Origin of the sequence: Mucilaginibacter boryungensis (assembly GCF_015221995.1) — a bacterium.
Classification (GTDB): domain Bacteria; phylum Bacteroidota; class Bacteroidia; order Sphingobacteriales; family Sphingobacteriaceae; genus Mucilaginibacter; species Mucilaginibacter boryungensis.
This window is the reverse complement of sequence record NZ_JADFFM010000001.1, coordinates 1,126,000-1,151,656: the sequence shown is the minus strand read 5'-3', so window position 1 is coordinate 1,151,656 and position 25,657 is coordinate 1,126,000. Positions and strand designations below refer to the sequence as shown.

Here is a 25,657-nt window from a genome sequence, read left to right as displayed (position 1 = left end):
ACTGCTGGGAGTACTCATCTTTGTGTCTATCAAACTATCAGCATCATGAAAAAGATACTTGTTTTAACCGACCTAAGTGATAATGCCGCACATGCTGCAAAAACTGCAATGAACTTAGCTGCGAAATTGAATTGCGAGGTCCTCCTTTACCACGCGATGACGTCTATACCAATTGTCCCGAACTATGCGGGGGGAGCTTTCGTAACAGAAACGGTGAGCATTTTTGCTGAAGAAAGTAACGAAAAATTAAAATTATTAGCTGACGAACTTCAGGCAGGTTCTACTATGGGGGTTCAGATCACTATCAAGAATGGAGAGGGCGGATTAGGCGAGAATGTAAAAGAGCTAATCAGGGATAATGATATTGAACTGATCGTTATGGGAGCCCCAGCGGGAGGAGTCTGGGATCATTTGCTTACAGGCAGCGAAACCCGTGCGGTTATTAGGAATACCGATCGACCGGTACTTTTTATACCCGCTGAACGGGACACTAAGTCTTTATTAAGATTGGTATTGGCCACCGACTACAATGAAACAGATTTGTGTGCCTTACGGTATTTAAGTAAATGGGTGGCTGATTATCATTGTTTGCTGGATATTGTTCACATCCAGGTTGGCGATGACGCGGCTTTATGGAGGCCGGAACAAAAGCAGGTATTCGAGATCTATTTGACCGGGCTGAATTACGCCGGGATTTGTTGCCATGATTTGCGCGGTAACGACCCGCTAAGCCGGCTTAACCGCTTTTGTGAAGACAAAAAGGTGGATGTATTAGCCATGGTTAATTATCATAACGATTTTTTTAGCAAGCTGCTGGGTACCAGTCAAACTTTTAAAGCGCTGCATCATTTGCAACTGCCCATATTGGTTTTCCCGGCTAACTTTTGTGATGAAACAATTTGTCCGATGTAAAGATGAGTAAAGCAGCAGCCGTCAATCCGTTCCCTTTCACGGGCCTCTCTACTGCTGAGGCCGAAACCTCTGCCAGGCAATTTGGCGGCAATAAGCGGATGCAAAAAGCCTCCTCTGCCTTCTGGAGCAGTTTCCGTAAAAGTTTTTTCGACCCTATATTTTTATTATTAGTGCTGGCGGCGGTACTATACTTATTATTGGATCAAACCGCCGAAGCCGTTGTTATGCTATTGGCCATGGTGCTCATTGCGTTTATTTCCTTTTATCAGGAACGGCGCAGTGCTGACGCGCTTAACGCATTACAACAACTCACCGCTCAAAAAGCAAAAGTGATCCGTAATAATGAGGTGATATCACTGGATCGCGGTCAGGTAGTTAAAGGCGACTATGTGGTGGCTGAAGAAGGGACTGTTTTAGCGGCTGATGGCACCATCTGTTACGCGCATGACTTCGCCGTAAACGAATCGCTGCTTACAGGCGAGCCCGCCAGTGTTTACAAAAGCACCGATACCATTGATAACCAGGTATTTGATGGAACGGCTGTGGTGTCGGGCCTGGCAGTTTATAGAGTTGAACACCTGGGAAATCAAACCCGCCTGGGAAAGATCACACAATCAGTGACGGAGATGAAAGCAGAACCTTCGCCACTGGAAAAACAAATTCGTCGGTTTGTCGCCCGTATGTCGCTCGCTGGCGCGGTTGTTTTTGTTTTGGTTTGGGCAATCCATTTTTATCAATCAAGGCTTTGGGTAAGTAGTTTATTAAAAGCGCTTACGCTGGCTATGTCTATCCTGCCCGAAGAGATACCAGTGGCATTTACCACATTTATGGCCCTTGGCGCCTGGCGGCTCATGCAAAAAGGCATATTGGCCAAAGATGTTAAAACGGTGGAAGCGCTGGGGGCGGCTACAGTGATTTGCTTGGATAAGACAGGGACAATCACGGCCAATAAAATGAAGTTGGCCCAGGTTTATACGCTTCAGGATAAACAATTTTATGATGAAAAGAATTGGTTGGCCGATACTGCCAGAAACCTTATAAATACAGCCATGTGGGCCAGCGAATCGGTTCCTTTCGATCATATGGAAAAAGACCTTCACCAGGTTTACAGCCGGCTGAATACTAAAGATGAACGGCCTGACTATCATATGGAAAAAGAATATCCATTGGCGGGTACCCCTCCCATGATGACGCATGTTTTTGCAGACCAGGCCGGCAACAGGATTATTGCCGCAAAAGGGGCACCGGAGAGATTGCTAAGCCTATGTCATCTCGATAGCGGTATCCAACAAGAAATTTCGCAGGCATTAAACACGATGACCAACCAGGGTTATCGGGTTTTAGCGGTGGCAAAGGGCGACTACCCTCATAGCGAACTTCCAAACCAACAGGAAGACATACCTTTTGAATTATTAGGGCTAATTGCATTTAATGACCCGCCTAAACCAGGTATAGCGACCGTGCTCAATGATTTTTATCAGGCAGGCATCCAGGTAAAAATATTAACGGGCGATAACCTGAACACGACCAAAGCCATAGCTGCCCAGGCAAGTTTGCACGGTGCGGAGTTGGCAATAGAAGGTAGTGCTTTGGAATCTTTGACGCAGCAAAAATTAGCAGGTATATTAATGAGGGTAAATATTTTCACACGCATGTTTCCCGAAACTAAACTGAAAGTGATAAATGCCCTTAAGAAAATGGGGCATATTGTAGCTATGACCGGCGATGGCGTGAACGATGCACCGGCCCTTAAAGCTGCTCATATTGGTATTGCTATGGGCAAGCGTGGCTCCGAAACGGCACGCAGTACGGCGTCATTGATCCTGCTTGATGACGACCTTGGTAAAATGACCGAAGCTATCGCTATAGGCAGGCAGATCTACCTCAACTTGAAAAAGGCGATCCGGTATATTATATCTATCCATATCCCTATCATTTTAGTGGTGACCTTACCGCTAATGTTGCATTGGCTATATCCGGATATTTTTATGCCGGTACATGTTGTTTTTTTGGAACTGATTATGGGGCCAACCTGTTCGGTAGTATACGAACACGAACCAGCCGAAAAAGGCGCTATGAATCTGCCACCGCGTATAGTTACTGCCGATTTACTTACTTTAAGGGAACTTTCCGGCAGTGTTTGGCAAGGGCTGGCTATTACAACCGTTGCGCTGCTAGTTTACCAGGTAGGTATTTGGTGGGGTTGTAATGAGGAACAAGTAAGGGCGTTGGTTTTTTTGACCTTAATTACAGCTAACATGGCGTTAACATTAATTGGGAGGTCATTCAATAAAATTTCATTCCGTGGTATGTTTACTGATAATCGTTTAATGACCGCTGTATTGGCCATAACGCTTATGCTTACCTTAACAATCTTTGGTGTACCAATGGTTCGCCATTTGTTTAGTTTGCAACTACCAGCTGCCTGGCAAATCGCTACCGCAGTTGTAGCCGGTATCATCGCTGTAATTTGGTATGAGCCTTTTAAAAAGCAGTCTCCTTAGCCTACATCATTTTTGATCGTGACACTGGTCACTTTTTTGACGCTGTCATTCAGGTACTTTCGTATTATGTCAACGGCGTGCGCTCAATATATTTTAGCTGTAAACAGCGGCTCTTCCAGTCTTAAATTTGGTCTTTACCAGAAAGATAATCTACTGATGGCTTTACACGGTTCGGTCAAGCCCAATTCATCTGATGAAAACCATTTCATTGTACAGGATCACCACAATGAGTTTTTGGCAAATCATCCGTTGGCTCATTCCGGCGTTCTGCCCGGTATCAAGGAACTAATCAGTTGGCTGCATGGACAGCGTACACGTTATCCTATATCAGCAATTGCTCATCGGTTGGTGCAGGGAGGTCCAAACCATCGGGAACCAGAAATTATTACTCCGCAACTATTAAAGCAAATTCACCAATTTACTTATCTCGCGCCCAACCATATTCCGATAGCATTGGAAGTTATAAAAGCCTTCCAAGCCGGGTTCCCCGATGCCGTTCAGGTGGCCTGTTTCGATACCTATTTCCATAAAGACATGCCCGCCTATGCTAAACATTATCCGCTACCTGCAAAATATCAGGAGCAGGGGCTTCAGCGATATGGGTTTCATGGTTTGTCGTACGAATACATAATGGGAAAGCTGATCACAAAAAGCCCCGGAGTGTTAAAAAAGAAAGTCGTAATCGCCCATTTAGGCAATGGCGCCAGCATGGTAGCGATAAAAAATGGACGAAGCGTAGATACCACCATGGGCTTAAGCCCGATGGGGGGATTGGTGATGGGCACCCGGTCAGGCGACCTTGATCCGGGGGTTCTGCTTTTCCTTTTGAATAAAGGCAAACTGTCGACAAAAGAACTGGATGATTTACTCAGTCGCGACTCGGGCTTAAAAGCTATCGCCGGATACAGTGATATGGAAACGCTGGTGCTTAACCAAGCCCGGGACCAAAAGGCAGCGGAAGCAATAACCACCTTTTGTTATCAAATTAAAAGATCCATCGGTGCTTTAGCCGCGGCTATGGGTGGTTTAGATATCCTTGTTTTCACCGGAGGTATCGGTGAAAATTCTGCAGTGATCAGGGAATACATTTGCCAGGATATGGCGTTTTTAGGCATCCGGATCAACAAGCGCCTGAACAACAAAGGACACCGTATTATTTCAAAAAAAAATAGTACAGTAACCGTACGGGTAATGGCTACCGACGAAGCCGCTGTGATGGCCAAACACACACAAACACTTATTAGTAAATCATTCATATCATGAGCACGCTAACAAAAAAAGAACTGAAACATATCCATGCCTACTGGCAGGCTGCAAATTACCTGGCCGCCGGCCAGATCTATCTGCAGGAAAACCCGTTGTTAAAAGAACCGCTAAGAGCGGCAGACATTAAACCCCGCCTGCTTGGCCATTGGGGTACTTCCCCGGGGCTGAACCTGGTTTATGTACATCTCAACCGCCTGATAAAAAACACCGATGCTAATGTGCTTTATGTTTGCGGGCCAGGCCACGGCGCGCCGGCCATTATTGCACATACTTATTTGGAAGGCACCTATAGTGAGATTTATCCTAAAGTAGCGGAAAATGAACATGGCATGCGCCACTTATTCCGCCAGTTCTCTACGCCGGGCGGTATTCCCAGCCATGTTGGTGCAAATACACCCGGTTCAATTAACGAGGGCGGGGAATTGGGTTACTCCCTGGTACACGCATTTGGTGCTGCTTTTGATAACCCTGATCTTTTGGTTGCCTGTGTAGTTGGCGATGGTGAAGCCGAAACCGGCCCGCTGGAAGGCAGCTGGAAATCCATTGCATTTTTAAACCCGGCTCGTGACGGGGCGGTACTCCCTATTCTTCATCTTAATGGCTATAAAATATCCGGGCCAACTGTACTCTCGCGGATGAGCGATGAATCACTTACCTGTCTGTTCCTGGGACACGGCTATGAAACCTATTTTGTAGAAGGCGATGACCCTATGGCGGTACATACACAAATGGCCCAAACATTAGATGCCGCTTACGAAAAAATCAAAAACATTCAGCAGGCAGCCCGTACAACAGGCTTACCCTACCCTTTTTTATGGCCGGTAATTATTCTGCGAACCCCCAAAGGCTGGACAGGGCCAAAAGCGTGGAAAGGTGTGCCGATTGAAGGCACCTTCCGTTCACACCAGGTTCCGTTAACAGGGGTAAAAGAAGACCCTGAAAAATTGAAATTGCTGGAAGATTGGATGCGCAGCTACCATCCTGAAGATCTTTTTGATGGACAAGGAAAGCTAATCCCCGAATTAGCTGTGCTGGCACCTAAAGGAAAGAAGCGCATGGGCGCTGTTGCACAGGCTAATGGCGGTTTACTGTTGACAGACATTATACTTCCCGACTTTAAAAAATACGAACTGACAATAGGCAAACCCGGTACCATTGAAGCAGAAAGTACCCGGAACTTAGGAAAATATCTGCGGGATATTTTTACGCTTAACAAGGATGCGCATAACTTCCGTCTGTTCTGCCCGGATGAAACCACCTCAAACCGCCTGGAAGCTGTGTTTGAAGTTACGGAGCGCTGCACTATGGAAACTACTCTTTCGGGCGATGATAAACTTACCAAGGATGGCCGTGTGATGGAAGTGTTGAGCGAGCATTTGTGTGAAGGCTGGCTGGAAGGTTACCTGTTAACAGGCCGGCATGGCCTTTTTCCTTGCTATGAAGCTTTTGTAACTATTGTAGATTCCATGGTAAGCCAACATGCTAAATGGCTAAAAACCTCCCGCGAATTGCCCTGGCGTAAGCCGGTGGCTTCTTTAAATTATTTGCTAACCTCGCATGTATGGCGGCAGGATAATAATGGTTACAGCCATCAGGGGCCGGGGTTTATTGATACTGTAATTAACAAAAAAAGCGCCGTAGCACGTATTTATTTACCACCTGATGCCAATACGCTGTTATCGGTTATGGATCACTGCTTCCGCAGCAAAGATTATATCAATGTTATCGTAGCCGGAAAGCAGCCGGAGTTGCAGTGGCTGAACATGGAAGACGCTGTGAAACATTGCGCGCAGGGCGCCTCCGATTGGAAATGGGCAGGAACGGCTAAACACGATGCACCTGATGTGGTGCTGGCCTGTGCCGGCGACGTGCCTACTTTGGAAACTGTTGCAGCTGCCTGGCAATTAAAACGGCACCTGCCACAATTAAAAGTACGGGTTGTAAATGTAATAGACCTGATGGCGCTATCACCGCAAGCTTATCACCCGCACGGGATGAGCGACGAATTATTCAGCGAATTGTTTACTGATAGTGCTCCTGTCATTTTTGCTTTCCATGGCTATGTCCGCATCATTCATGACCTGGTGCATGGCAGACCAAACCCTTCACGTTTTCATGTGAGAGGTTACATGGAAGAGGGTACCACCACAACCCCTTTTGATATGGTTGTGCTTAACCAAATGAGCCGTTACCATTTGGCTATGGAAGCGGTTAAAAGGGTGCCGTTGATCCACCAGTGTGCTGAAATGTTCATTGATCACTGCGAGGATAAGTTAGCCTACCACCACCAATATATCTGTACGCATTTGGATGATATGCTCGAAATCAAAAACTGGAAATGGACTGTAGAACATCACCTGCTCGATTTGCCTGAAGAAGTATGAAAAAGTTTAATAAAGACTGGCACCTGGCGCATGTGATGCCAAAAAACGCCTCATTGGAACAACGGATCGCCTGGCATCTGGAACATCACGAAAACTGTGGCTGCCGCCCCATACCTCCAAAGTTACTGATTGAAATAAACAAAATCCAACCGGGAAAATAAATGGACCGAGCAGAAGTTTTTGGTTATATCCCTGATGGCAAATACAAAACGTCAGTGGCCTATTTCTCTATGGAGTTTGCTATTGATCAGGCACTTAAAACGTATGCCGGTGGCTTAGGTTTCCTTGCTGGTTCGCATTTGCGCAGTGCCTTTGAAATGAAGCAAAACCTGGTTGGCATTGGCATACTGTGGAAGTATGGCTATTACGATCAGGTAAGAAATGGCACTAACCATATGGCCTGTGCTTTTATTGAGAAAGACTACTCGTTTTTAACGAATACAGGCATCATATTTACGGTCACTGTGCATAATGCGCCGGTACATGTGAAAGCTTATTTGTTGAAACCCGAAGTGTTTGGCTGTGCGCCCGTGTTTTTATTAAGTACCGATATCCCCGAAAACGATTACCTCTCGCAGACGATCACCCATCGATTGTATGACCCTAACGAATCTACCCGTATTGCTCAGAACATCGTTTTAGGTATCGGCGGTGCCATGCTATTAGACATTTTAGGTTTAACACCTGATGTATATCACATGAATGAGGGGCATTCGGTAGCGCCAAACTTTTACCTGTACGACAAGTTTAAGAATCTGGCAGAAATTAAAAAACGGGTTGTCTTTACCACACATACGCCGGAAATGGCCGGAAATGAAGCGCACAGCTTTGATCTGCTGCAGGAAATGTCGTTCTTCTATCATTTGAGGACCGCCGAAGTAAAAGCTTTATTAAATATCGATGGAGACAATTTTAATTACACGCTTACCGCTTTAAAATTTGCCCGTAAAGCCAATGCCGTTTCCCAAATGCATGGCCGGGTGGCACGGCAAATGTGGGCCGGAAACACCGGTGTTTGTGAGATAATAGCGATTACCAATGCTCAGAATCCCCGATATTGGATGGATGCTGAAATCAGTCAGGCAATTGCCGATGGTCAATCTGAACATCTGGTTCTCCGTAAAAAGGAATTAAAAAGGGCCCTCTTCAAAGTAGTAGCGGACCAGTGCGGAAAACTATTCAGGGAAGATGTGCTAACCATTGTTTGGGCGCGTCGCTTTGCGGGTTATAAGCGTGCCGACCTGTTAATGTATGATTGGCCCGGGTTCCTCAACCTGGTCAACAATCCTGATTATCCTGTACAAATCATCTGGGCTGGAAAACCCTATCCTGAAGACGATGGTGCGATAGCGCTGTTTAACCAAATCATCAACCGAACGGCGGCACTCCCCAATTGCGCGGTGCTGACTGGGTATGAACTACAGCTTTCAGCAATGCTGAAGCAAGGTGCCGATGTTTGGCTCAATAATCCCCGGATGTATCACGAAGCTTCCGGCACCAGCGGAATGACTGCAGCAATGAATGGTGCGGTAAATTTGACCATTCCTGATGGCTGGGTTCCAGAGTTTGCCAGGAACGCCGAGAATTGCTTTTTGATAACGCCCGCTTCTGATGAATTCTCTGTAATGGAAAAAGATAAGCTTGAAAACAAAGCCCTGCTGGAAATATTGAACCACCACGTTTTACCCATGTATTATGAAAGGCAGAGCGACTGGATTACCATCGTCCGTTCAGCCTTTTCTGATATAATGCCCGCATTTGGCAGTGATCGTTTAGCATGTCAATATTATAATGACTTATATAACTGATCAAAAACAACTTATCTCGTGACTGCGGTCATGTTTTTTGACAAGTATGCTTGCGAACTTTATCATGGACAATTTAAACCGTGACCCATGAAAACAATTGTTGTAATTAACGATGGCTCTTCAGCCGCAGTCCATGCGGCAAAGCTGGCTTACATAACCGCGAAAAAAATGGAAGCTGATATACAGCTTATTGAAACCTGCAAGATAAGAGCATCCGTTTCTTTGAAAGTAATGGCTGGGAATTGCACCCAGTTACCGATTGTAAAAAATCGTTTACTGGAAACGCTTAACGGGTTAGACCAGTCCATAACCGGCCATAGCCCCGGCTTAAAAACAATTGAAATGCCTAATGCCGATGCTGCACAGTTGGCGGAACTCGCCAATACAAAAAATGTCTGGATGGTTGTTTACGGCATCGGCATAATGTCGGCCAGCGCTTGTAAATTGAATCTTCAAAGCCTTTTAAATAAATTACGCTGTCCTTTATTGATCGTGCCGGAGCAATTGGAGTTGAAGCCTATCGAACGCCTGACCTATATAGCCGATCTGCGCTACTGCCGTTTGAGTATAGTGCGGTACCTGGCAGAATTGGCAGAACCGCTACATGCATCATTTTCAGTCGCACATTTATCCGCTAAAGGGTTGCCCCCTATCGAAGAAAATTATGGATGTCAATTTTTTGCAGACAATATTACCAGTAAAATGAATTACAAAAAGCCCGGCTTTAATAATATTAAGGAAAAGGACATTATTAAAGCGGTTGATGTAATTATCAATGGTATGCACAATGATATGCTTGCCCTTATCAATCACCGGTTTCATTTTAAAGAAATCATAGGCGATTACCTGACACATCAACTGCCGCCCTATTTATGGATACCACTTCTGCTATTTCCTTATTGATAAATTGTGAAAAAAGAAATGGCCGTCCGGGAGGCATTTTGGCACTGGGACACCCCCTTGGCTTTAAATAAATTAGGCAGTTCGGCGGCTACCGGCCTGTCAAATAAGGAAGCTGCTTCAAGGTTAAAAAAATATGGAGTTAACACCCTGAAAGCTACTAACACTACCTCAGTACTTGTTTTATTCCTTTCCCAATTTAAAAGCCCCATTACACTGTTGCTTATTGGTGCGGCTTTATTGTCTGCAAGCCTTGGTGACGTGGCTGATACTGTCATTATTTTAGCCATCATTCTGCTTAGTAGCTTGCTGGGATTTTTTCAGGAAAAAGGTGCCACAAACGCGGTCAGTCATTTATTAAAACTGGTGCAACTTAACTGTGACGTTTTAAGATCGGGAAAACTTAACAAAATTTCAGCGAAAGAAGTAGTACCGGGTGATATTGTGCAACTATCTGCCGGGGATATCATACCAGGCGATAGTCTGTTGCTTTCATCAGAAGCGCTTTTTGTTGATGAAGCCGCCTTTACGGGCGAAACTTTCCCAGTGGAAAAAAGATGCTGTGTTTTACCTATACATACCACGCTGGCTAAAAGATCAAATTCTTTGTTTATGGGAGCCCATGTAATTAGTGGAAAAGCTGCAGCACTGGTTATCAATACAGGCATGGCTACAGAATTCGGCAAGATATCAGCTGATTTGCAAAACCGTGCACCTGAAACAGATTTCGAACGGGGCATCCGTAAATTTGGATACCTGTTAATGGAGCTCACCTTAATATTGGTGATCGTGATTTTTGGACTGAATGTGTGGTTGCACAAGCCGGTGCTTGATTCTTTTATGTTCTCGCTGGCTTTGGCCGTAGGCTTAACTCCGCAGTTGTTACCTGCCATTATTAGCGTGAATTTAGCAGCCGGTGCCCGCAAAATGGCTCAAAAACGAGTAATTGTTAAACGGCTTTCATCAATTGAAAATTTCGGCAGTATGGACATCCTTTGTTCTGATAAAACAGGGACTATAACTGCTGGAAAGGTAACTTTGAAAGAGACGATCAATTGCTCAGGGAAACACAGCGCAAAGGTGTTGCATTATGCCTGGTTAAATGCTTTTCTGCAACAAGGTTATCGTAACCCCATAGATGAAGCGATATCCAGTGCTTGTAAAAAGCCGGAAAGTTTGCCTAAAGTACAGGCCGAACTGCCATATGATTTTATTCGTAAACGATTAACCATCCAGGTACTACAGGAAGGGCAATGCCTGGCGATAACCAAGGGTTCCTTAAATGCTGTTTTGTCCATCTGCACCCATGTGGAAACTGATGAAGCGATAGTAAATATTACTACCGAGAGCAGAGCTTCCCTATTGAAGCAATACCAGAAGTTGAGTGAAGCTGGCAGCCGCACGCTGGGCCTTGCCTATAAACCAATGCCGGACGGTAATTTAATAACCAGGGATGACGAAAGGAATATGATCTTTATGGGCTTTATCACGTTTTTCGACCCTTTGAAACCAGGTATCGCAACTACTATCTCGCAATTGTCGCAACTGGGAGTTATGTTAAAAGTCATAACCGGTGATAACGCGTTGATCGCTAAAAGTCTGGCTAAGCAGATCGGTCTCTCAAACCCTAAAATATTAACTGGTGAACAGATGCAACAAATGAGTAACGCCGCTTTACTGCATGCCGCACCCCTCACTGATATCTTCGCTGAAGTGGAGCCTAATCAAAAAGAACGAATAATTAGGTTATTAAAAAAAGCAGGACACGTGGTGGGCTTTATCGGCGATGGCATTAATGATGCACCAGCTTTGCATGCGGCCGATGTAGGTATATCCGTTAACACCGCGGTTGATGTGGCCAAGGAAGCTGCGGATATTGTATTACTGGAACAGGGACTTCATGTATTGGTGGATGGTATTTTGGAGGGGTGTAAGACATTTGCCAATACCATGAAATACATTTTTATGGCAACCAGTGCCAATTTTGGTAATATGTTCAGTATGGCGGGTGCTTCGCTGTTCTTACCGTTCTTGCCACTATTGCCAAAGCAGGTATTGTTAACCAATCTTTTAACGGACTTTCCGGAAATGGCGATAGCGACCGACAAGGTAGATGACGTTCAGATACAATCACCGCAACGCTGGGATATGGGATTTATCCGCCGGTTTATGATCACCTTTGGGTTATTGAGTTCCATTTTTGACTATCTGACGTTTGGTATATTGCTGCTGATATTCCACGCTAATGAACAGTTTTTTCAAACCGGTTGGTTTACAGAGTCGGTTATATCTGCCATGCTTATTGTTTTAGTTGTTCGTACCCCGCTGGCTTTTTTCAAAAGTTTACCTGGTAAATACCTGTCGATGGCGACATTATTCATATTAGCCATCGTATTGGTTATACCCGTTACGCCACTGATGCTTTGGTTTGATTTTACCAGGCTACCATTTGTGTTTTATGTCTGGACGATGGCGATTATTTGCGGTTATATCATTTCGGCAGAATTGATTAAAAAATGGTTTTACCGCAACTTACTTCACAGGCTAATAAAAACAAAACATGCCTAATGCCTTATCTCAAGTTTACCAGTGACCTGCGTCATATTCTGTGTGCCTTTTAAAATCGAAATTTGCTTAAAATCAATCAGCAAATGAAAACGATACTGGTCCCTACAGATTTCTCACCTGCTGCGGAAAACGCCGCCGGTTATGCCCTGTTTTTATCCCAGCACCTGCAAGCCGATCTGCTTTTGACGCATGCTTTCAAGGTTCCTGCTGAAACAAGGGTGGCTGTCCAGGCGGCCTGGCCGCTGGAAGATTATGAAGAGATCAAGCTAGAGACCAATCATGAGCTGGATCTGTTACGCCACAAACTGGAACATGAAGTAAAAAAGGAAGTCTACCCCCCTGTCTATCAATCACGGATAACTGGGATAACAGAATTGGGTGATGTGACCACTACCATCAGGAACCTGGTCGATCAACATCATGCCCCTTTAACGGTAATGGGGATGTCGGGCAGCGGGTTAATGCACCGCTTTTTATTAGGCAGTGCCAGTCGGGACCTGCTTGAAAAAGCCACATTCCCGGTATTGCTGGTGCCAGCTAAACCGATGCCGAATAAACTGAACAAAATAGCATTCGCTACCGACCTTAGTAAAACAGATATCGATATTATCCATTCCTTAACCAGTTTAGCCCGGCCCTTTAACGCGGAAATCCTTATAGCGCACATAACCGATTCAAAGTACGATCCGGCCGAACATCGCCAGCAAGTAGACGAATTCCTGAATGAGGTAACCTGTAAAGCAGATTATCCCAATATTTATTATCGCCATGTTCAAAGCATGGATGTCGATCATGGGCTACACTGGCTGGTTAAGCATGGCATGATAGACATGCTGGCTATGGTACACCGCACTCATCCGGTATTGGAAAAACTAATTAATGGAAGTTACACGCAACGCGTGGCTAAATATATCCATATCCCTTTATTGGTATTTCCCCCCGACACCCATGATGTTTATTTCTGAGTATGTAAGCGGATTCCACCTTTGTAAATATTTCTCAACAATTACCCGCACCTGGTTATTTACCTTATGCTGGATAATAAATAACGACATGGAAGGTAAGATGAACGCGATGGTGCTGGAGCAACCGGGCCGACCTCTAAAACATCAGATGGTGCAGATACCATTACCTGCGCCAACTCAATTACAGATCAAGGTAATTGCATGCGGTGTTTGCCGTACCGACTTGCATGTGATCGATGGTGAATTAACCCAGCCTAAATTACCACTTGTTCCCGGGCATGAAGTTATTGGACGGGTAACCCTAGTGGGTGCTAAAACCAGTGGTTTTCGATCGGGTGATATTGTTGGTGTGCCCTGGTTGGGTTATACCTGCGGAGAATGCAAGTTCTGCCGGTCGGAGCGTGAAAATTTATGCGAAAACGGGCTATTTACCGGGTACACATTAGATGGTGGTTACGCAGAATATATGGTCGCAGATGCCCGTTTTTGTTTCCCGATGCCCGAAGGTTATCAAGACGCTGCGGCCGCGCCGCTGCTTTGCGCCGGGCTGATTGGCTTTCGGTCGTATCGTATGATAAGGCCAGAGGCACAAAATATCGGACTTTATGGATTTGGAGCAGCGGCACATATCCTTACCCAGGTAGCTAAGGCCCAGCATAAACAAGTATTTGCTTTCACCCGGGATGGCGATACAAAAGGCCAGCTCTTCGCTATCAAAATGGGCGCGGGCTGGGCCGGCAGTAGCCGTGAGGACCCGCCTGAAAAATTGGATGCGGCTATCATCCTGGCTCCGGCGGGTGAACTGGTACCTAAGGCACTAAAAGATATTGATAAAGCAGGCCAGGTAATTTGCGGAGGAATTCACATGAGTACCATTCCTGCGTTCTCTTATGACCTATTATGGGGTGAACGGTCAGTGCAATCGGTGGCCAACCTCACTCGTGAAGATGGAAGTGCGTTTTTAAAACAGATCCAGTTGTCGCCGATCAAAACGCAAACAACATATTTTAAACTTTCGGAAGCCAACGAGGCCCTGGACCAGTTACGTAAAGGCAAAATAAATGGCGCTGCAGTGTTGGTTATGGAATAAAAAAACGGCAGTAAAAACCGCCGCCTTAAGGTTGATTTTGGGAAGTTACTTATCGCTTATGCCCGCGGGAATAATCAGCACTGGTAATGCCTGGTCTTTCATTAATGTTTCTGCATTATTTTGTTTGAACAAGCGGTTTAAAAAGCTATGCCGGTCATGTACTAAGGCTAACAAATCAGTACCTTCTTCTTCGCACAGGTGATTAAGCCTGTTAACAAGATCCTTCCCAATAATTTCCTGATAAGTGATCGCCGGATAGTTATATTTAGCCACATGTTTCTTAAAGTTCGCCTTTTGAATGGCAGACATCGCTTCTTCACCATATAAAGTCACGTGTACTATCTCAATTACCAAATCGAAGACTCGTCCAAGCCTGGTCAAATAATGAACAGCGTTGAGGTCTGCCTCACCAAAATCTGAGGCCAGGGTAACTTTCTTCAGTTTCTTCAACGGTTGGCTTGCTGGCACGATCAATACAGGCCGATCAGTATGATTGATAACTGCGTTGGTATCACTGCCCATCAATAGATGCTCCCAGGCTGTGCCGTTTCGTCCACCTATAACAATCATTTCAATCTTTTCCGTTTGCAGTAACTCTTTAACCTGTTCACTCACGCTGCCAACCTCTTGTCGGTCATCAATGCTTGGGTAATAGTTGCCTGCTTGCAATTGTTGAATTGATTCTTGTAAATCTTCCTTTAAAAACGCAAGTTTTTCCTTTCCTTCGTCCGCCCAAAGCAATTGTTCCACTGACCAGGGACTCCCACCATATTCCGACAATGCAGGCTGGCTGACAAACGTGTTCAGCAGGATAATATTAGCATGTAATTTGCCGGCGATAGTTACAGCGGCCTGCGCAGCTTTTTGCGCGTTATCACTAAAGTCCGTAAGTGCTAAGATCTTTTTCATGAGGTTAAGCTTTTGATGATATTACAAATGTGGCTCATTTACAAATAATGGAACATGATTTCGATTACGATATAAAATGATATTTAGCAACGCTTTTGCAGTTAAAATGCAAATCAGGCTCTTGTTATCTGTCCTTATTTTGTTGCGTATTGTATGTTGGTTACTCTAATTTTTAAATACCAGTAATGGGGCGGTAACTACTTTAGCGGCTTTCTGCGTGTGGCTCCCGTTGACCAGTTGATCAAAAAAGTTATGATCGCGATGCACTACTGCCAGGATATCAATATGGGCGTGCTGTACCAACCAATTCAAACCATGTTCTACATGGTCACTTTTAACCACTTTATAACTTACCTTCCCATGACTACTTTTACCGATCAACTCCATTAACAACTGCTTGACAATCGCAGTGTATTGTGCATCAGCGTTAGGTTGTTCTATATGTGTCAGGATCAATTCAGCATCAAGTGCTTGAGCAATATCTACCAGTTCGCTAATCGTTTTAATATCTTTATCAGGCTGTTTAAAATCACTTCCAAAGGCTATCCGTTTAATGGGTTTAGGCATAGTTCCAGCCGGGACTAATAATAGTGGAGTAATGGCCGCCTCTATAAGTTTGCGACTATGGTTCCCGATCATCCAGGTACCAAATGCGTCATTGCCATGCATGCCGATAATAATCATGTCCGCCCGAAATTTAGCAGCTTCGGCATTTAGTACATCAGCTACAAAACCGGCTTCGTGTACACAAGAAACTTCCGGTTGATAAGCCTTGATATCTCCCTCTGAAATCAGACGGCTTTTTAATTTGGCAAGTTCATCATTGCTGTCCTGTGTCAGATCATCATAAACATCCATCGGCCAGGCTATGGCCCCACTTTGAGGTATCTCTGCCGGAACATTCATAGCATGGCAAAGCACTACCCGGGCTTTGATCTGTTGTGCCAAACTATAACCATAAGCCGCTGTAAAACGGGCGTTTGCAGAAAAATCAGTAGCAATCAGGAATGTTTTCATGTCTTAAATTTTTAAGTAAAATTCAGTAAAAGGCGGCAGGCGAATACTGCCCGTTATCACTGATTGGGATGATTCTGATCACTTATAACCCAATCGGTTTCGACAATATTACCGGATAATAAACTTCAGGTAACCCTGAACCCAAATTTGGCCGCAGCATTATTTGTGAGCTATGAACATCGGCACATCCAGTGCTTCCATTAACCGATTAGCCATACTTGCACTGAACATCCTGGAAACAGTCCCCCTGCTGTATGCCCCCATAACTACCACATTGTTCGATGATAAGTTCTGTAGATGACTAAGTAGTGCTTTTTCGGGTTCGCCTTTCAGAATTTTGTAGTTTACCTGCGGGTAATAGCAGGCGATGAGTTCTTTGAATAACAACTCATCGGGCAACTTCGTTGACTTATCATCATCCTGAGCAAATACTACTTCAACCGGGGTCTTGCTTAACCAGGGGAACAGATAATTGAACATTTTAATGGCATATACTGAAGATGGGCGGCCATCGTACAATAAGGTAACCCGGTCGATTGGCCGGTAAATGCCAGGTACTACCAGTACCGGACATTGCGAGCTGGCCAGCAAATCTTTTACAAACGGTGTAGGTTTATCCTGTTGGAAGTGGTTCATCGTTTCCTGCGCGCCAATTAGCACCAAATCTCCATAAATGCTTTCTTTTAGCAAATCATTAATAGCGAAGCTTTCGTCCTGATGCACAATGTAGTTAACTTTCTTTTCACTACAAGCCTTTTTAAATAGCTGTACGGCATCCTGTCTTTTCACTTTATCTTTGTCCATCAGGCGTTTTAATTTCGTTGATGAAATGCCCTCACTGCCAACCATATCATACAAGTTAAAACTATGATAAAGAAAGTCTTCTAGAAAAACTCCGGTTAATATAGCTTGACTGTGTTTGGTCAGATCGATCGCATAGTCCAGCGTTGCTTTTGAAAATTTCAGGCCATCAAAGGCCGCGCTAATCTTTTTCATTTTAAAATGTTCAACGTAATTAATGCAGCTGCCATATAGCAGCTGCTTATGAATTAGGATGTTAAAAAACCAATTCGGGCTCTTCTATTTGTAGTCTACTTTCCAGGCTAAACACTCCCGGGGCAGCCCAAACGGCACTTTCCGCTTCTTCTTTTTCCGCAAATGATCGCACTTTACCGGTTAGAATCGCTTTATTATCAACGACACTCACTTTTACCTTTTGCGCATCAATTGTGGCACTGCGATGAAATGCAGCACTAATTTTATGTTCCAGGTCATTGGCGTTAAGTTTTGGCCTTACGGTGATCAGGTTGCTGACCATACGCACTCCTGTTAAGTATTGTACGGCCGTCTTTGCACTATTACGCTGGAACTCCCATTCAACTTCGCCTTCCAGCTTAACAATGCCATCTTCTACTTTCACTTTTATGCGATCGTCGGGTATAGCGGTATGCCATCTCAAAGCATCGACTACCGCTTCGGCAATTTCGGCGTCGGTTTTAAGATATGCAGGGGATATCCCAACCTGTATATCTTCAGCTACTGCTTTAACACCGGCTACCTTTTTAGCTGCGTTTTCAGCCGTTATTTTTTTTCCATAATTGTCCACCTGGCCGGAAAGCGTTACAATTCCGTTCTTTACCGCTACGCCAATTTCTGCAGCATGTAAAAATGGTTGCCATTTCAGTTCATCCATTACATCTTTTTGAATTTCAAGGTCTGTTTTCATGACATTTAATGTTAAAGGTTTGTATTATTTGTTAATCAAAATAACAGTAATTGCAGCTTGTAAGCTATGATACAAGTCACGGCACCGGCTGATCTTCGTCAGTTTTCATTTTTTTTAACATTACGCGCTGCATCATAAGCATACACAGCAGTATCAATAGAATCAATGCAGCTGTGAAAATAATCACTTGCTGTGTTTGCTTCATCGTTTTCTGATTGACCAGGAATAAATTGTTGAAACGGTGTGTATAACCCTGGCTTATGGTATTCAAATCTGACTGGATCCCAGCGATCTTTGTTTCTTCCTCCATTGCAACACGAAGTTTGTTCTTCCCGCCGGGCTTTTCAGTATAGTTAGCGGGCGACAACCAATATCCCTGAAGATCCTTGATCCCCATTGAAACCGATACGACGCATGCTTTTTCAATACTATCATCTTTTGTTAAATAATGAAGTTCCTTTATTTGCGTGGACAAGCTATCGCCGATCTGTTGAAACGCCAACCTGAATATGTTTAAACCGGTTCGCCTATACCGGATTCGGGCAATATCCAATTGGTAAACCGTTATTGCAGCCCTATGTACTTGATTTAATTGGTGATTTATCTTGCTAATGCCCATTGCAAAATCACTTTGCCTGGTTAAGCATTTTAGGGATACACCTACAATTAATAGAATTAGCATGATAGTTAATAAGCCCCCTGTAATTGTAAATTTGCGCGAAGCAATTGTCGTTTTCATCTTATTAAATAATAATTATCTAAGATCAGGAGGATAATTAATAAAAATGGTGACGAAGATCATCGAAATGCCTGATAGCAAGCACTTTATTTAGCTTAGTGTCAATTAAATTTGATTAACCGATGAGTGGAATTTATTCCTGTTCGGTCAGATGCAATCAAATTGCATTGCGGAGCCGGAGAACCCGGCTCCGATTTTGTTTAACAGTGATTTACCATACGGCAGAATTCGTCTACCCGTAGCCTTTTGGCCAATCAGGCAGTGGGGCGTACGGTGGTTTAAAATACCAACCCAGTGAAACACGGGCTTCTAAGTATAGATTTTATAAGTGACTATAATAACTTTGAGCCAGGCCTTTTTCTTTTTCTTCTTCCGGAGTTGCTCGGTTTGCGATCGGTCTGACCAAGCCAATGTATAAAATCAATAACGGAACATAACTTATTTTACATTAACGTCTAAAGCTCAAACCAACCCGATCATTATCAATGTAGATATTACTATTTTGTTCAATGGAATCAAATAAAAAAGGACGGATGTTATTAGAAATACCATTTTTAGCGAACGCCCTAATATCTCGGGGTAAGATCAGCGTCGGTCTATAATAGTCCAATAGTTCATGTTGCCAAAAACTAAAAGGAAAATCCTTTTTAAAATATTGGAAGAAATTACGGTTCGACAGATCAACCTCATAAAATTGTTCCCCAAAATACTCGGCCTCCCGAAAGTAGAAGAATTTTTCATTAAGAAATTGAGCTAAGCCGGCATAGTAATCACGTGTTAATCCGCCCAACAACTCATTATCGAAAGCAACATTATCGTTGAACGGATCATGATACTTGCATTTCACATTACGATATAGATCATAGGCAACCGAAGCAATAGTATAATTCACGGGTATACCTCCGGTTTGCGATTGTGCTTTATGGTCACCCATATTCCCATATCCACCTGAAAACCCTTTTGCTTCAACAGCGAACGTTTCATTATTCGCAAAAGCAAGCAGATCGGGTCTTCTGACCTGCCTGCGGCCTATACTGAGCCGCATACCCCTTAAACGCATGGCGGCTTCATAATTAACCGTGAACATACTATGCCCAATATGTTTGGATAAAAAATCTGCGATGGCCCTTCCGGCAAGGTTAGAGAATTGTCCTTTTTCAGTCGGGTCAGATAATTCTATTGGTGGCTCTGAAAATCTATCGTCATTAAATGCGCCTGATCGCGTATAATAACTATAATGTAGAAACATGGCGATCGTCCGAATTAATTTTCGGGGAGTTGGCGCATAACCTTGTCCGGCGATAGCAAGATGTTTTGCAAATGCCACACGCGACATTCGATGCATCTGGTTGGCTAATACGCCATGCGTATTTATATATTCTACCGCTATGTTCATCAAAAAAATTACTTACTTATTGTGAAAGTTTCGAAATCGTCTCTAAAGTGAACCAATAAAACTTCGGTGAACCTCCCGACATAATAGCCTTTTACGTCTTCGTTTGGCACATTGCCTTTCCAATAGTAAGTATCGATTTCAAGCGCGGTTTTTGTTACAGTAAATCTTAACAATACTTTATCGTACCATTGCTCAGGTGTATGCGTAAGATATTCCACTTCGCCACTTCTGACTTCCCAAGTCTTTAATGTCTCATCTTCGACTGCATCAAAAATTTTCTTTTTCAGGGCAGTGCCTGCGGTGGTTGGGATTGTTATTTTCATAATGATAAAGGTTATTAAGTGGGGCGTAATATAAATATTATTTTAATATACAAATGATTATCAATAACCTTAGTCTCAAGTCCCGGCTGGGGCATTTTTTTCGTTAATCCCAATTATCCGTAGAATACTTGCAGCCGAGACTACCGCACCTCTAAAGCTAATTTTATGGTTGAGCATAGCCGGGAGATTATTCTTAGCATTACCAGAAATCCAAAGATCCGCATTAATTAAAACGTCCGAGAAAAAAACATCGGCTTGGGAGAAATCAGACCTGCTTAACATTACATTTCCCTCAAACTGCGAGTAAGCGAAACTCAATTGTCCCCAAAAGCTGATTGCTGGATACTTAAATTTTTATCGAACTTTACCGCCGTCCACCAACTTTTCCCCTGAAAAGTAGCATTATCTATAAAGACAGAATCCTGAAATATAGCACCATCAGCTTTTACTTCACCCTTGACCGTGACCAAATTAATTTGCGTTTGCTTTTCGACCGTCGTATCTGAAAGGTTGATGTCTTTTACAACAAGAGGGGCATTCGTTTCGTGATTACCGATGATTTGTAGGTTTTCGATCTCACAAATAGCTAAGTTGAGTTTACCAGCTATGTTGCCCATACGGATAACAAGCATTTTCTTAAAAACGGAATCTCCGAGGTCTAAATCATTGATAAAGTTACACGCATAAATAGCCAACCCATCTTCAAACGTGCAACTACGAAAACCAAGCTGATCTGAATTAATCGTACTGTGTAAAATTGTGAAGGACTGTTTAGCAGTCATTGATCTAAAGCTGGTTTTTCCCAGAAATTTTGAAGAAAATATATTGACTGATTCAGTAAATGAAGGCTCAAAAAATTGAAAATCACTTTCAAAAACAAGGTTTCTTAAATTCACAGGGCCAGTGAACCGGCATTGCACAAAGTGCACCGGCTTAGTAAATTTAATGTAGGAAATATACAATCCCGGATATAATCCAGCAATATTATCATCTTCTTCAAAATTCGCATCCGAAGAAACTTCAATACCAGGTATGGTTTGATCTTTAACTATGTCAACCCAGTTCGATGAAAGCTTAAAATCGTATAGCACAAAATTAAAAATCGGCTCAGGTTTACTGAGTAATTTTATTAACTGGGCCGGGGTACCGATAATTTCAGGGTCTAAACTTTCTCGCATGGTTTAGGAATCTACAAGTTATAAGTTTTAACAATCGTTACCGTTTTTGTCACGGGCAATGGGCTTAAAATGTAACAAAAACCGCTTTTTAATGGCTATTCGTAACCCGATGTACTGCGGAAAGATATTTATTGAGAAATATAAGGATGAAGATTGCCACCTCGTAAAAGGACTACATGAACCGCTCATAACAGAAACCATGTATTATGAGGTACAGGATATATTGGACGGAAAGAAGCGAAAGAGCAAACTGACTATTATGTCGCCGAGTATGCTGCCATTGCGGGGCTTTTTGAATTGCAACCGGTGCAACCGGGTATTATGCGGCAGTGCCTCTAAGGGAAGAGGTAACTACTACTATTATTACCATTGTTCTTCTAAATGTGGTTATCGTAAAAAGGCCGAGGAAATTAATAAGGCATTTGTAGATGAGTTAAAACTGTATATCCTGAACGATGAATCTAAAGAGTTTTTCAAAACGGCTATCATGGACGCCTATATCGATGCGACAAAAGGCGAAACCAAAGACAAAACCAATTGGATTGTCGAAATTACGGAATTAGGCAATCGCATAACCAAAGCCAGGGAGTTATTATTAACAGGGGATTTGGATGGTTCGGATTATAAAACCATCAAGACAGAAAGCGAACACCGGATCGCTGTTTTAGAAGCAAAGCTTTCTGAAGCACCTGTAGTGGCGGTTAGCCCGGCAGAGGTGGAAAGGTTATTAGACAAGGCTATTGTTAAATTAACGCAGATAGATGTAATCTACTCTAATCATGACACTTACGTTCAAAGAGAGGTAATTGGTTCGATGTACCCCGAAAAATTCACTTTTGAAAATCTGCAACATCGAACCGCTAACGTTGATTTTTTGTTTCAACTTATCTATCAGATTAACAGTACGTTACGAGAGAAAAAAAGAAGGGCAAGCGACCGTAAAACGTGCTTGCCCATTGTGGCTCCTGAGGCTGGGCTCGAACCAGCGACCCTCTGATTAACAGTCAGATGCTCTAACCGGCTGAGCTACTCAGGAATCATTTTCCGGTTTGGAGTGTGCAAAAGTATGATTATTGAGGTAATTTCACAATATTTGCAGCAAAAAAAATTAAAATATTTTTACATGAGTTTGTTAGTTATTGGTACTGTGGCGTTTGACGCAATTGAGACCCCCTTTGGAAAGACAGATAAAATTGTTGGCGGTGCCGCAACATATGCAAGTTTGGCTGCTTCTTACTTTTACGATAAGACAAAAATTGTTGCTGTAGTGGGCGACGACTTCCCGCAGTCCGAAATTAAAGATCTGAACAAACATCATATAAATACTGAAGGCTTACAGATTAAAAAAGGTGAAAAGTCATTTTTTTGGAGTGGCAGATACCATAACGACATGAACAGCCGTGATACGCTGATCACCGAATTGAATGTACTGGCCGATTTCGATCCAATCATCCCCGAAAGCTATCAGGATTGTGAATACCTGATGCTTGGCAACCTGACACCGCAGATACAACAAACGGTTATTAAACGCCTTAAAAAGCGCCCTAAGCTAATTGTAATGGATACCATGAATTTTTGGATGGACATTGCCATGGACGATTTGCTGGAAACCATTAAAATGGTAGACGTATTAACTATTAACGATGCAGAAGCACGACAGTTATCTGGCGAGCACTCATTGGTGAAAGCTGCCCGTAAAATTTTAGCCATGGGACCAAAATACCTGATCATTAAAAAAGGCGAGCACGGTGCTTTACTATTTAGCGATGATCTGATATTTTCAGCCCCTGCCCTACCACTGGCTGATGTGTTTGACCCAACCGGCGCCGGCGACACTTTTGCAGGCGGCTTTATTGGCTATCTGGCTAAAGTTGGTACTATCAATTTCAACAACATGAAGAATGCTATTATTTATGGCTCGGCACTGGCATCATTCTGTGTAGAAAAATTTGGCACCGAAAAGCTAAAAAACCTTACCCAGGCCGAAGTGGCAGGCCGCATACAGGAGTTTGTCAGTTTATCGCAATTTGCTATTATTGAGTAAAACCGCTTTGCGGGTCGTAGTTAATAGTCATGGATCAATAGTAGCATTTAGCTGATTTCTGACTATGAACTATGACCCATGAGCTATCACTATAAAATATGAAATACAGGATATTAGGAAACACCGGTGAAAAACTTTCGGCTATTGGTTTGGGATGCATGGGCATGTCGCATGCTTATGGGACCCGGGATGACGCCGAATCTATTGCAGTTTTAAACCTGGCCATTGAACTGGGCATTAATTTTTGGGATACCGCCGATATTTATGGCCCTTATATTAACGAGGAACTAATAGCCAAAGTGCTGGCGCCAAACCGCGGCAAGGTTTTCATAGCTACTAAATTTGGTTTTGTGCCCCAAACCGATGGCAAGCTTGGCGCATTCGACGCTTCTCCGGCTTATATGCGTAAAGCGGTTGAGGGTAGCCTGAAACGCCTGAATATTGAGGTGATAGACTTGTATTATGCCCATCGTATCGATCCTAAGGTACCCGTTGAAGAAATGGTTGGCGCGATGGCCGAATTGGTAAAAGAAGGCAAGGTGCGTTATCTTGGCTTGTCCGAAGCATCGGTCGAATCATTACACAAAGCCGTAAGTGTGCATCCTATTGCCGCGCTGCAAAGCGAATATTCATTGTTAACCCGCGACCCGGAAAAAGAAATACTGGCTACCTGCCGCGAATTAGGTATTGGTTTTGTACCATTCAGCCCGCTTTCACGTGGTTTATTTAGCGCTACCCTGCCCGATAATCCCGATGAATTGAAATCAAATGATTTCAGGCATACCATACCGCGCTTCCAGGGTGACTATTATGAAAATAACGCTAAACTGGCTGCTGCCTTCGCTGAACTGGCACATGGCAAAAACTGCACACCTGCCCAATTGGCCATTGCATGGGTGCTGGCACAAGGTAATGATATTATCCCTATCCCCGGCACTAAAAAGCGCAAATACCTGATGGAAAACGCGCAATCGGTAAACGTGGTATTAACAGCATCCGATTTGAACGATATTGAAAATGTATTAAAGGCATACCCTAATACCGGCCCGCGTTATACTGGCGCTGCTATGGGTATGGTAAACAAGTAAGCGTTATAATTTATTAAGCTCATCCATTAAAAACTTGCTGAGCCTATTAAAATAGCGTTTTACGCCATAGCCCATCACCCATTGTATACCTCGGGTAGCGTTGGTAAGAAAAACCTCGTCGGCTTCGTATAATATCTCTGGGTTTATTTGTGCCTCCGTTACAGGTATGTTGTTTTGCAAGGCAATGTTTATGACAACCTGCCGCATTACCCCTTCCACACAACCTTCGGTTAAAGCCGGGGTGTACAGATGGTTTTTATACAATACAAATACGTTCGAACTGCCAGCCTCGCACAAAAACTTATTTTGGTTAACGATAAATACATCATCCAGCCGGTTCTGATTTTTGTAGATGCCGGCCATCACGTAAACCAACGCGTTGCACGATTTGATATTGGACAGATAATTCAGCGGTTTACCTAATTCTGTAAATACATCCATAATCAGGCCTTTATCGTTTAAAAAATAACGTGGTTCATCTATAGGCTGCAATTCCATACAAAAACCTATCTTATTGCGTGTTGGCGTATACAAACCCTCTCCATCGCGATAAACTGTTAAACGCATACGGCCATGTTTGCATTTATTGCGGATGCTTAATGTTTCTGTTCTGTCTTTCAAAAACCAGGCATCCATTTGTGAATAGCCGTCCATCTTCAGGGCCTTCATCCCTCGTTGTAAGCGATCCACATGCTGATCGGTAAACTTTAGCTCGCCTTTCATCAGGCGCATGCTTTCAAACAGGCCATCGCCATATTTAAAGGCACGGTTGGCCGTGCTCATTACCAGGCTATCGGCCGGCAGTATCTCGTCGTTAAAATTGATAAATGTGGATTTCAT

22 protein-coding genes and 1 tRNA gene are annotated in these 25,657 nt (G+C 43.5%); 13 read left to right on the top strand and 10 right to left on the bottom strand.

Annotation, left to right across the window (positions count from 1 at the left end):
• Positions 1 to 45: 45 nt before the first annotated feature.
• From IRJ18_RS04955 to IRJ18_RS04910, 10 genes are all read left to right on the top strand, one after another.
• Entirely contained in the window at positions 46 to 912 is an 867-nt protein-coding gene (locus IRJ18_RS04955) for a universal stress protein (RefSeq protein ID WP_194105091.1), read from the top strand.
• Between the two features lie 2 nt (positions 913 to 914).
• Entirely contained in the window at positions 915 to 3,416 is a 2,502-nt protein-coding gene (locus IRJ18_RS04950; protein ID WP_194105090.1) for a cation-translocating P-type ATPase, read from the top strand.
• 66 nt (positions 3,417 to 3,482) lie between these two features.
• Complete coding sequence (locus IRJ18_RS04945; protein WP_194105089.1) at positions 3,483 to 4,679, top strand: acetate/propionate family kinase; 1,197 nt, start codon at positions 3,483 to 3,485, stop codon at positions 4,677 to 4,679.
• Positions 4,676 to 7,066 carry a phosphoketolase family protein gene (locus tag IRJ18_RS04940; RefSeq protein WP_194105088.1) on the top strand — a complete coding sequence of 797 codons (2,391 nt, stop codon included), beginning with the start codon at positions 4,676 to 4,678 and terminating at the stop codon, positions 7,064 to 7,066. The genes IRJ18_RS04945 and IRJ18_RS04940 overlap by 4 nt, the downstream gene beginning before the upstream one ends.
• Positions 7,063 to 7,227: a hypothetical protein gene (locus tag IRJ18_RS04935; RefSeq protein WP_194105087.1), complete on the top strand. Its 165-nt coding sequence runs from the start codon at positions 7,063 to 7,065 to the stop codon at positions 7,225 to 7,227. The genes IRJ18_RS04940 and IRJ18_RS04935 overlap by 4 nt, the downstream gene beginning before the upstream one ends.
• On the top strand, positions 7,228 to 8,874 hold the full coding sequence (gene glgP, locus IRJ18_RS04930; protein ID WP_194105086.1) for an alpha-glucan family phosphorylase: 1,647 nt from the start codon (positions 7,228 to 7,230) through the stop codon (positions 8,872 to 8,874).
• Positions 8,875 to 8,961: 87 nt separating this feature from the next.
• Positions 8,962 to 9,777, top strand: coding sequence for a hypothetical protein (locus IRJ18_RS04925; RefSeq protein WP_194105085.1), 816 nt, complete (start codon positions 8,962 to 8,964; stop codon positions 9,775 to 9,777).
• 6 nt (positions 9,778 to 9,783) lie between these two features.
• Entirely contained in the window at positions 9,784 to 12,342 is a 2,559-nt protein-coding gene (gene mgtA, locus IRJ18_RS04920) for a magnesium-translocating P-type ATPase (RefSeq protein WP_317174053.1), read from the top strand.
• Between the two features lie 83 nt (positions 12,343 to 12,425).
• A complete protein-coding gene (locus IRJ18_RS04915; protein WP_194105084.1) occupies positions 12,426 to 13,307 on the top strand; it encodes a universal stress protein in 882 nt (293 codons plus the stop codon).
• Positions 13,291 to 14,397 (top strand): zinc-dependent alcohol dehydrogenase family protein, encoded by a 1,107-nt coding sequence (locus IRJ18_RS04910; RefSeq protein ID WP_228072555.1) that lies wholly within the window; start codon positions 13,291 to 13,293, stop codon positions 14,395 to 14,397. The genes IRJ18_RS04915 and IRJ18_RS04910 overlap by 17 nt, the downstream gene beginning before the upstream one ends.
• A 45-nt stretch (positions 14,398 to 14,442) precedes the next feature.
• On the opposite strand, the gene IRJ18_RS04905 is transcribed toward IRJ18_RS04910, so the two are convergent.
• From IRJ18_RS04905 to IRJ18_RS04870, 8 genes are all read right to left on the bottom strand, one after another.
• Complete coding sequence (locus tag IRJ18_RS04905) at positions 14,443 to 15,306, bottom strand: universal stress protein (RefSeq protein WP_194105083.1); 864 nt, start codon at positions 15,304 to 15,306, stop codon at positions 14,443 to 14,445.
• 165 nt (positions 15,307 to 15,471) lie between these two features.
• The gene (locus tag IRJ18_RS04900) at positions 15,472 to 16,323 is read right to left on the bottom strand and encodes a universal stress protein (RefSeq protein WP_194105082.1); all 852 of its coding nucleotides are present in this window, start codon (positions 16,321 to 16,323) and stop codon (positions 15,472 to 15,474) included.
• A 159-nt stretch (positions 16,324 to 16,482) separates the two neighbouring features.
• Positions 16,483 to 17,319 (bottom strand): universal stress protein, encoded by an 837-nt coding sequence (locus tag IRJ18_RS04895; RefSeq protein ID WP_194105081.1) that lies wholly within the window; start codon positions 17,317 to 17,319, stop codon positions 16,483 to 16,485.
• A 61-nt stretch (positions 17,320 to 17,380) separates the two neighbouring features.
• Positions 17,381 to 18,049 carry a BON domain-containing protein gene (locus tag IRJ18_RS04890; RefSeq protein WP_194105080.1) on the bottom strand — a complete coding sequence of 223 codons (669 nt, stop codon included), beginning with the start codon at positions 18,047 to 18,049 and terminating at the stop codon, positions 17,381 to 17,383.
• A 76-nt stretch (positions 18,050 to 18,125) separates the two neighbouring features.
• The gene (locus tag IRJ18_RS04885) at positions 18,126 to 18,788 is read right to left on the bottom strand and encodes a hypothetical protein (RefSeq protein ID WP_194105079.1); all 663 of its coding nucleotides are present in this window, start codon (positions 18,786 to 18,788) and stop codon (positions 18,126 to 18,128) included.
• Between the two features lie 448 nt (positions 18,789 to 19,236).
• The gene (locus IRJ18_RS04880) at positions 19,237 to 20,184 is read right to left on the bottom strand and encodes a hypothetical protein (protein ID WP_194105078.1); all 948 of its coding nucleotides are present in this window, start codon (positions 20,182 to 20,184) and stop codon (positions 19,237 to 19,239) included.
• A gap of 8 nt (positions 20,185 to 20,192) precedes the next feature.
• Positions 20,193 to 20,507 carry a hypothetical protein gene (locus IRJ18_RS04875; protein WP_194105077.1) on the bottom strand — a complete coding sequence of 105 codons (315 nt, stop codon included), beginning with the start codon at positions 20,505 to 20,507 and terminating at the stop codon, positions 20,193 to 20,195.
• 314 nt (positions 20,508 to 20,821) lie between these two features.
• Positions 20,822 to 21,685: a hypothetical protein gene (locus tag IRJ18_RS04870; RefSeq protein WP_194105076.1), complete on the bottom strand. Its 864-nt coding sequence runs from the start codon at positions 21,683 to 21,685 to the stop codon at positions 20,822 to 20,824.
• Positions 21,686 to 21,743: 58 nt separating this feature from the next.
• Between IRJ18_RS04870 and IRJ18_RS04865 the strand changes: the two genes are divergently transcribed.
• Complete coding sequence (locus tag IRJ18_RS04865; protein ID WP_377095089.1) at positions 21,744 to 22,682, top strand: recombinase family protein; 939 nt, start codon at positions 21,744 to 21,746, stop codon at positions 22,680 to 22,682.
• Here the strand turns inward: IRJ18_RS04865 and IRJ18_RS04860 are convergent.
• Positions 22,645 to 22,721, bottom strand: a tRNA-Asn gene (locus IRJ18_RS04860). The genes IRJ18_RS04865 and IRJ18_RS04860 overlap by 38 nt on opposite strands.
• Positions 22,722 to 22,808: 87 nt before the next feature.
• On the opposite strand from IRJ18_RS04860, the gene IRJ18_RS04855 reads away from it, so the two are divergent.
• Positions 22,809 to 23,729 carry a PfkB family carbohydrate kinase gene (locus tag IRJ18_RS04855; protein ID WP_194105074.1) on the top strand — a complete coding sequence of 307 codons (921 nt, stop codon included), beginning with the start codon at positions 22,809 to 22,811 and terminating at the stop codon, positions 23,727 to 23,729.
• 98 nt (positions 23,730 to 23,827) lie between these two features.
• Positions 23,828 to 24,817, top strand: a complete 990-nt coding sequence (locus IRJ18_RS04850; protein WP_194105073.1) for an aldo/keto reductase — start codon at positions 23,828 to 23,830, stop codon at positions 24,815 to 24,817.
• Between the two features lie 3 nt (positions 24,818 to 24,820).
• Here IRJ18_RS04850 and IRJ18_RS04845 read toward each other — a convergent pair whose 3' ends face one another.
• Positions 24,821 to 25,657: an aminotransferase class IV gene (locus IRJ18_RS04845; protein WP_194105072.1), complete on the bottom strand. Its 837-nt coding sequence runs from the start codon at positions 25,655 to 25,657 to the stop codon at positions 24,821 to 24,823.

Coding starts and splice junctions, on each gene's coding strand:
- IRJ18_RS04895 (WP_194105081.1), bottom strand. CDS start 17,319: ATGAAAAAGATTAGCGCGGCCTTTGATGGCCTGAAATTTTCAAAAGCA.
- IRJ18_RS04885 (WP_194105079.1), bottom strand. CDS start 18,788: ATGAAAACGACAATTGCTTCGCGCAAATTTACAATTACAGGGGGCTTA.
- IRJ18_RS04945 (WP_194105089.1), top strand. CDS start 3,483: ATGTCAACGGCGTGCGCTCAATATATTTTAGCTGTAAACAGCGGCTCT.
- IRJ18_RS04900 (WP_194105082.1), bottom strand. CDS start 16,323: ATGAAAACATTCCTGATTGCTACTGATTTTTCTGCAAACGCCCGTTTT.
- IRJ18_RS04890 (WP_194105080.1), bottom strand. CDS start 18,049: ATGAAAACAGACCTTGAAATTCAAAAAGATGTAATGGATGAACTGAAA.
- IRJ18_RS04915 (WP_194105084.1), top strand. CDS start 12,426: ATGAAAACGATACTGGTCCCTACAGATTTCTCACCTGCTGCGGAAAAC.
- IRJ18_RS04955 (WP_194105091.1), top strand. CDS start 46: ATGAAAAAGATACTTGTTTTAACCGACCTAAGTGATAATGCCGCACAT.
- IRJ18_RS04850 (WP_194105073.1), top strand. CDS start 23,828: ATGAAATACAGGATATTAGGAAACACCGGTGAAAAACTTTCGGCTATT.
- IRJ18_RS04880 (WP_194105078.1), bottom strand. CDS start 20,184: ATGAACATAGCGGTAGAATATATAAATACGCATGGCGTATTAGCCAAC.
- IRJ18_RS04950 (WP_194105090.1), top strand. CDS start 915: ATGAGTAAAGCAGCAGCCGTCAATCCGTTCCCTTTCACGGGCCTCTCT.
- IRJ18_RS04905 (WP_194105083.1), bottom strand. CDS start 15,306: ATGAAAAAGATCTTAGCACTTACGGACTTTAGTGATAACGCGCAAAAA.
- IRJ18_RS04925 (WP_194105085.1), top strand. CDS start 8,962: ATGAAAACAATTGTTGTAATTAACGATGGCTCTTCAGCCGCAGTCCAT.
- IRJ18_RS04865 (WP_377095089.1), top strand. CDS start 21,744: ATGGGCTTAAAATGTAACAAAAACCGCTTTTTAATGGCTATTCGTAAC.
- IRJ18_RS04870 (WP_194105076.1), bottom strand. CDS start 21,685: ATGCGAGAAAGTTTAGACCCTGAAATTATCGGTACCCCGGCCCAGTTA.
- IRJ18_RS04845 (WP_194105072.1), bottom strand. CDS start 25,657: ATGAAATCCACATTTATCAATTTTAACGACGAGATACTGCCGGCCGAT.
- glgP (WP_194105086.1), top strand. CDS start 7,228: ATGGACCGAGCAGAAGTTTTTGGTTATATCCCTGATGGCAAATACAAA.
- IRJ18_RS04940 (WP_194105088.1), top strand. CDS start 4,676: ATGAGCACGCTAACAAAAAAAGAACTGAAACATATCCATGCCTACTGG.
- IRJ18_RS04935 (WP_194105087.1), top strand. CDS start 7,063: ATGAAAAAGTTTAATAAAGACTGGCACCTGGCGCATGTGATGCCAAAA.
- IRJ18_RS04910 (WP_228072555.1), top strand. CDS start 13,291: ATGATGTTTATTTCTGAGTATGTAAGCGGATTCCACCTTTGTAAATAT.
- IRJ18_RS04875 (WP_194105077.1), bottom strand. CDS start 20,507: ATGAAAATAACAATCCCAACCACCGCAGGCACTGCCCTGAAAAAGAAA.
- IRJ18_RS04855 (WP_194105074.1), top strand. CDS start 22,809: ATGAGTTTGTTAGTTATTGGTACTGTGGCGTTTGACGCAATTGAGACC.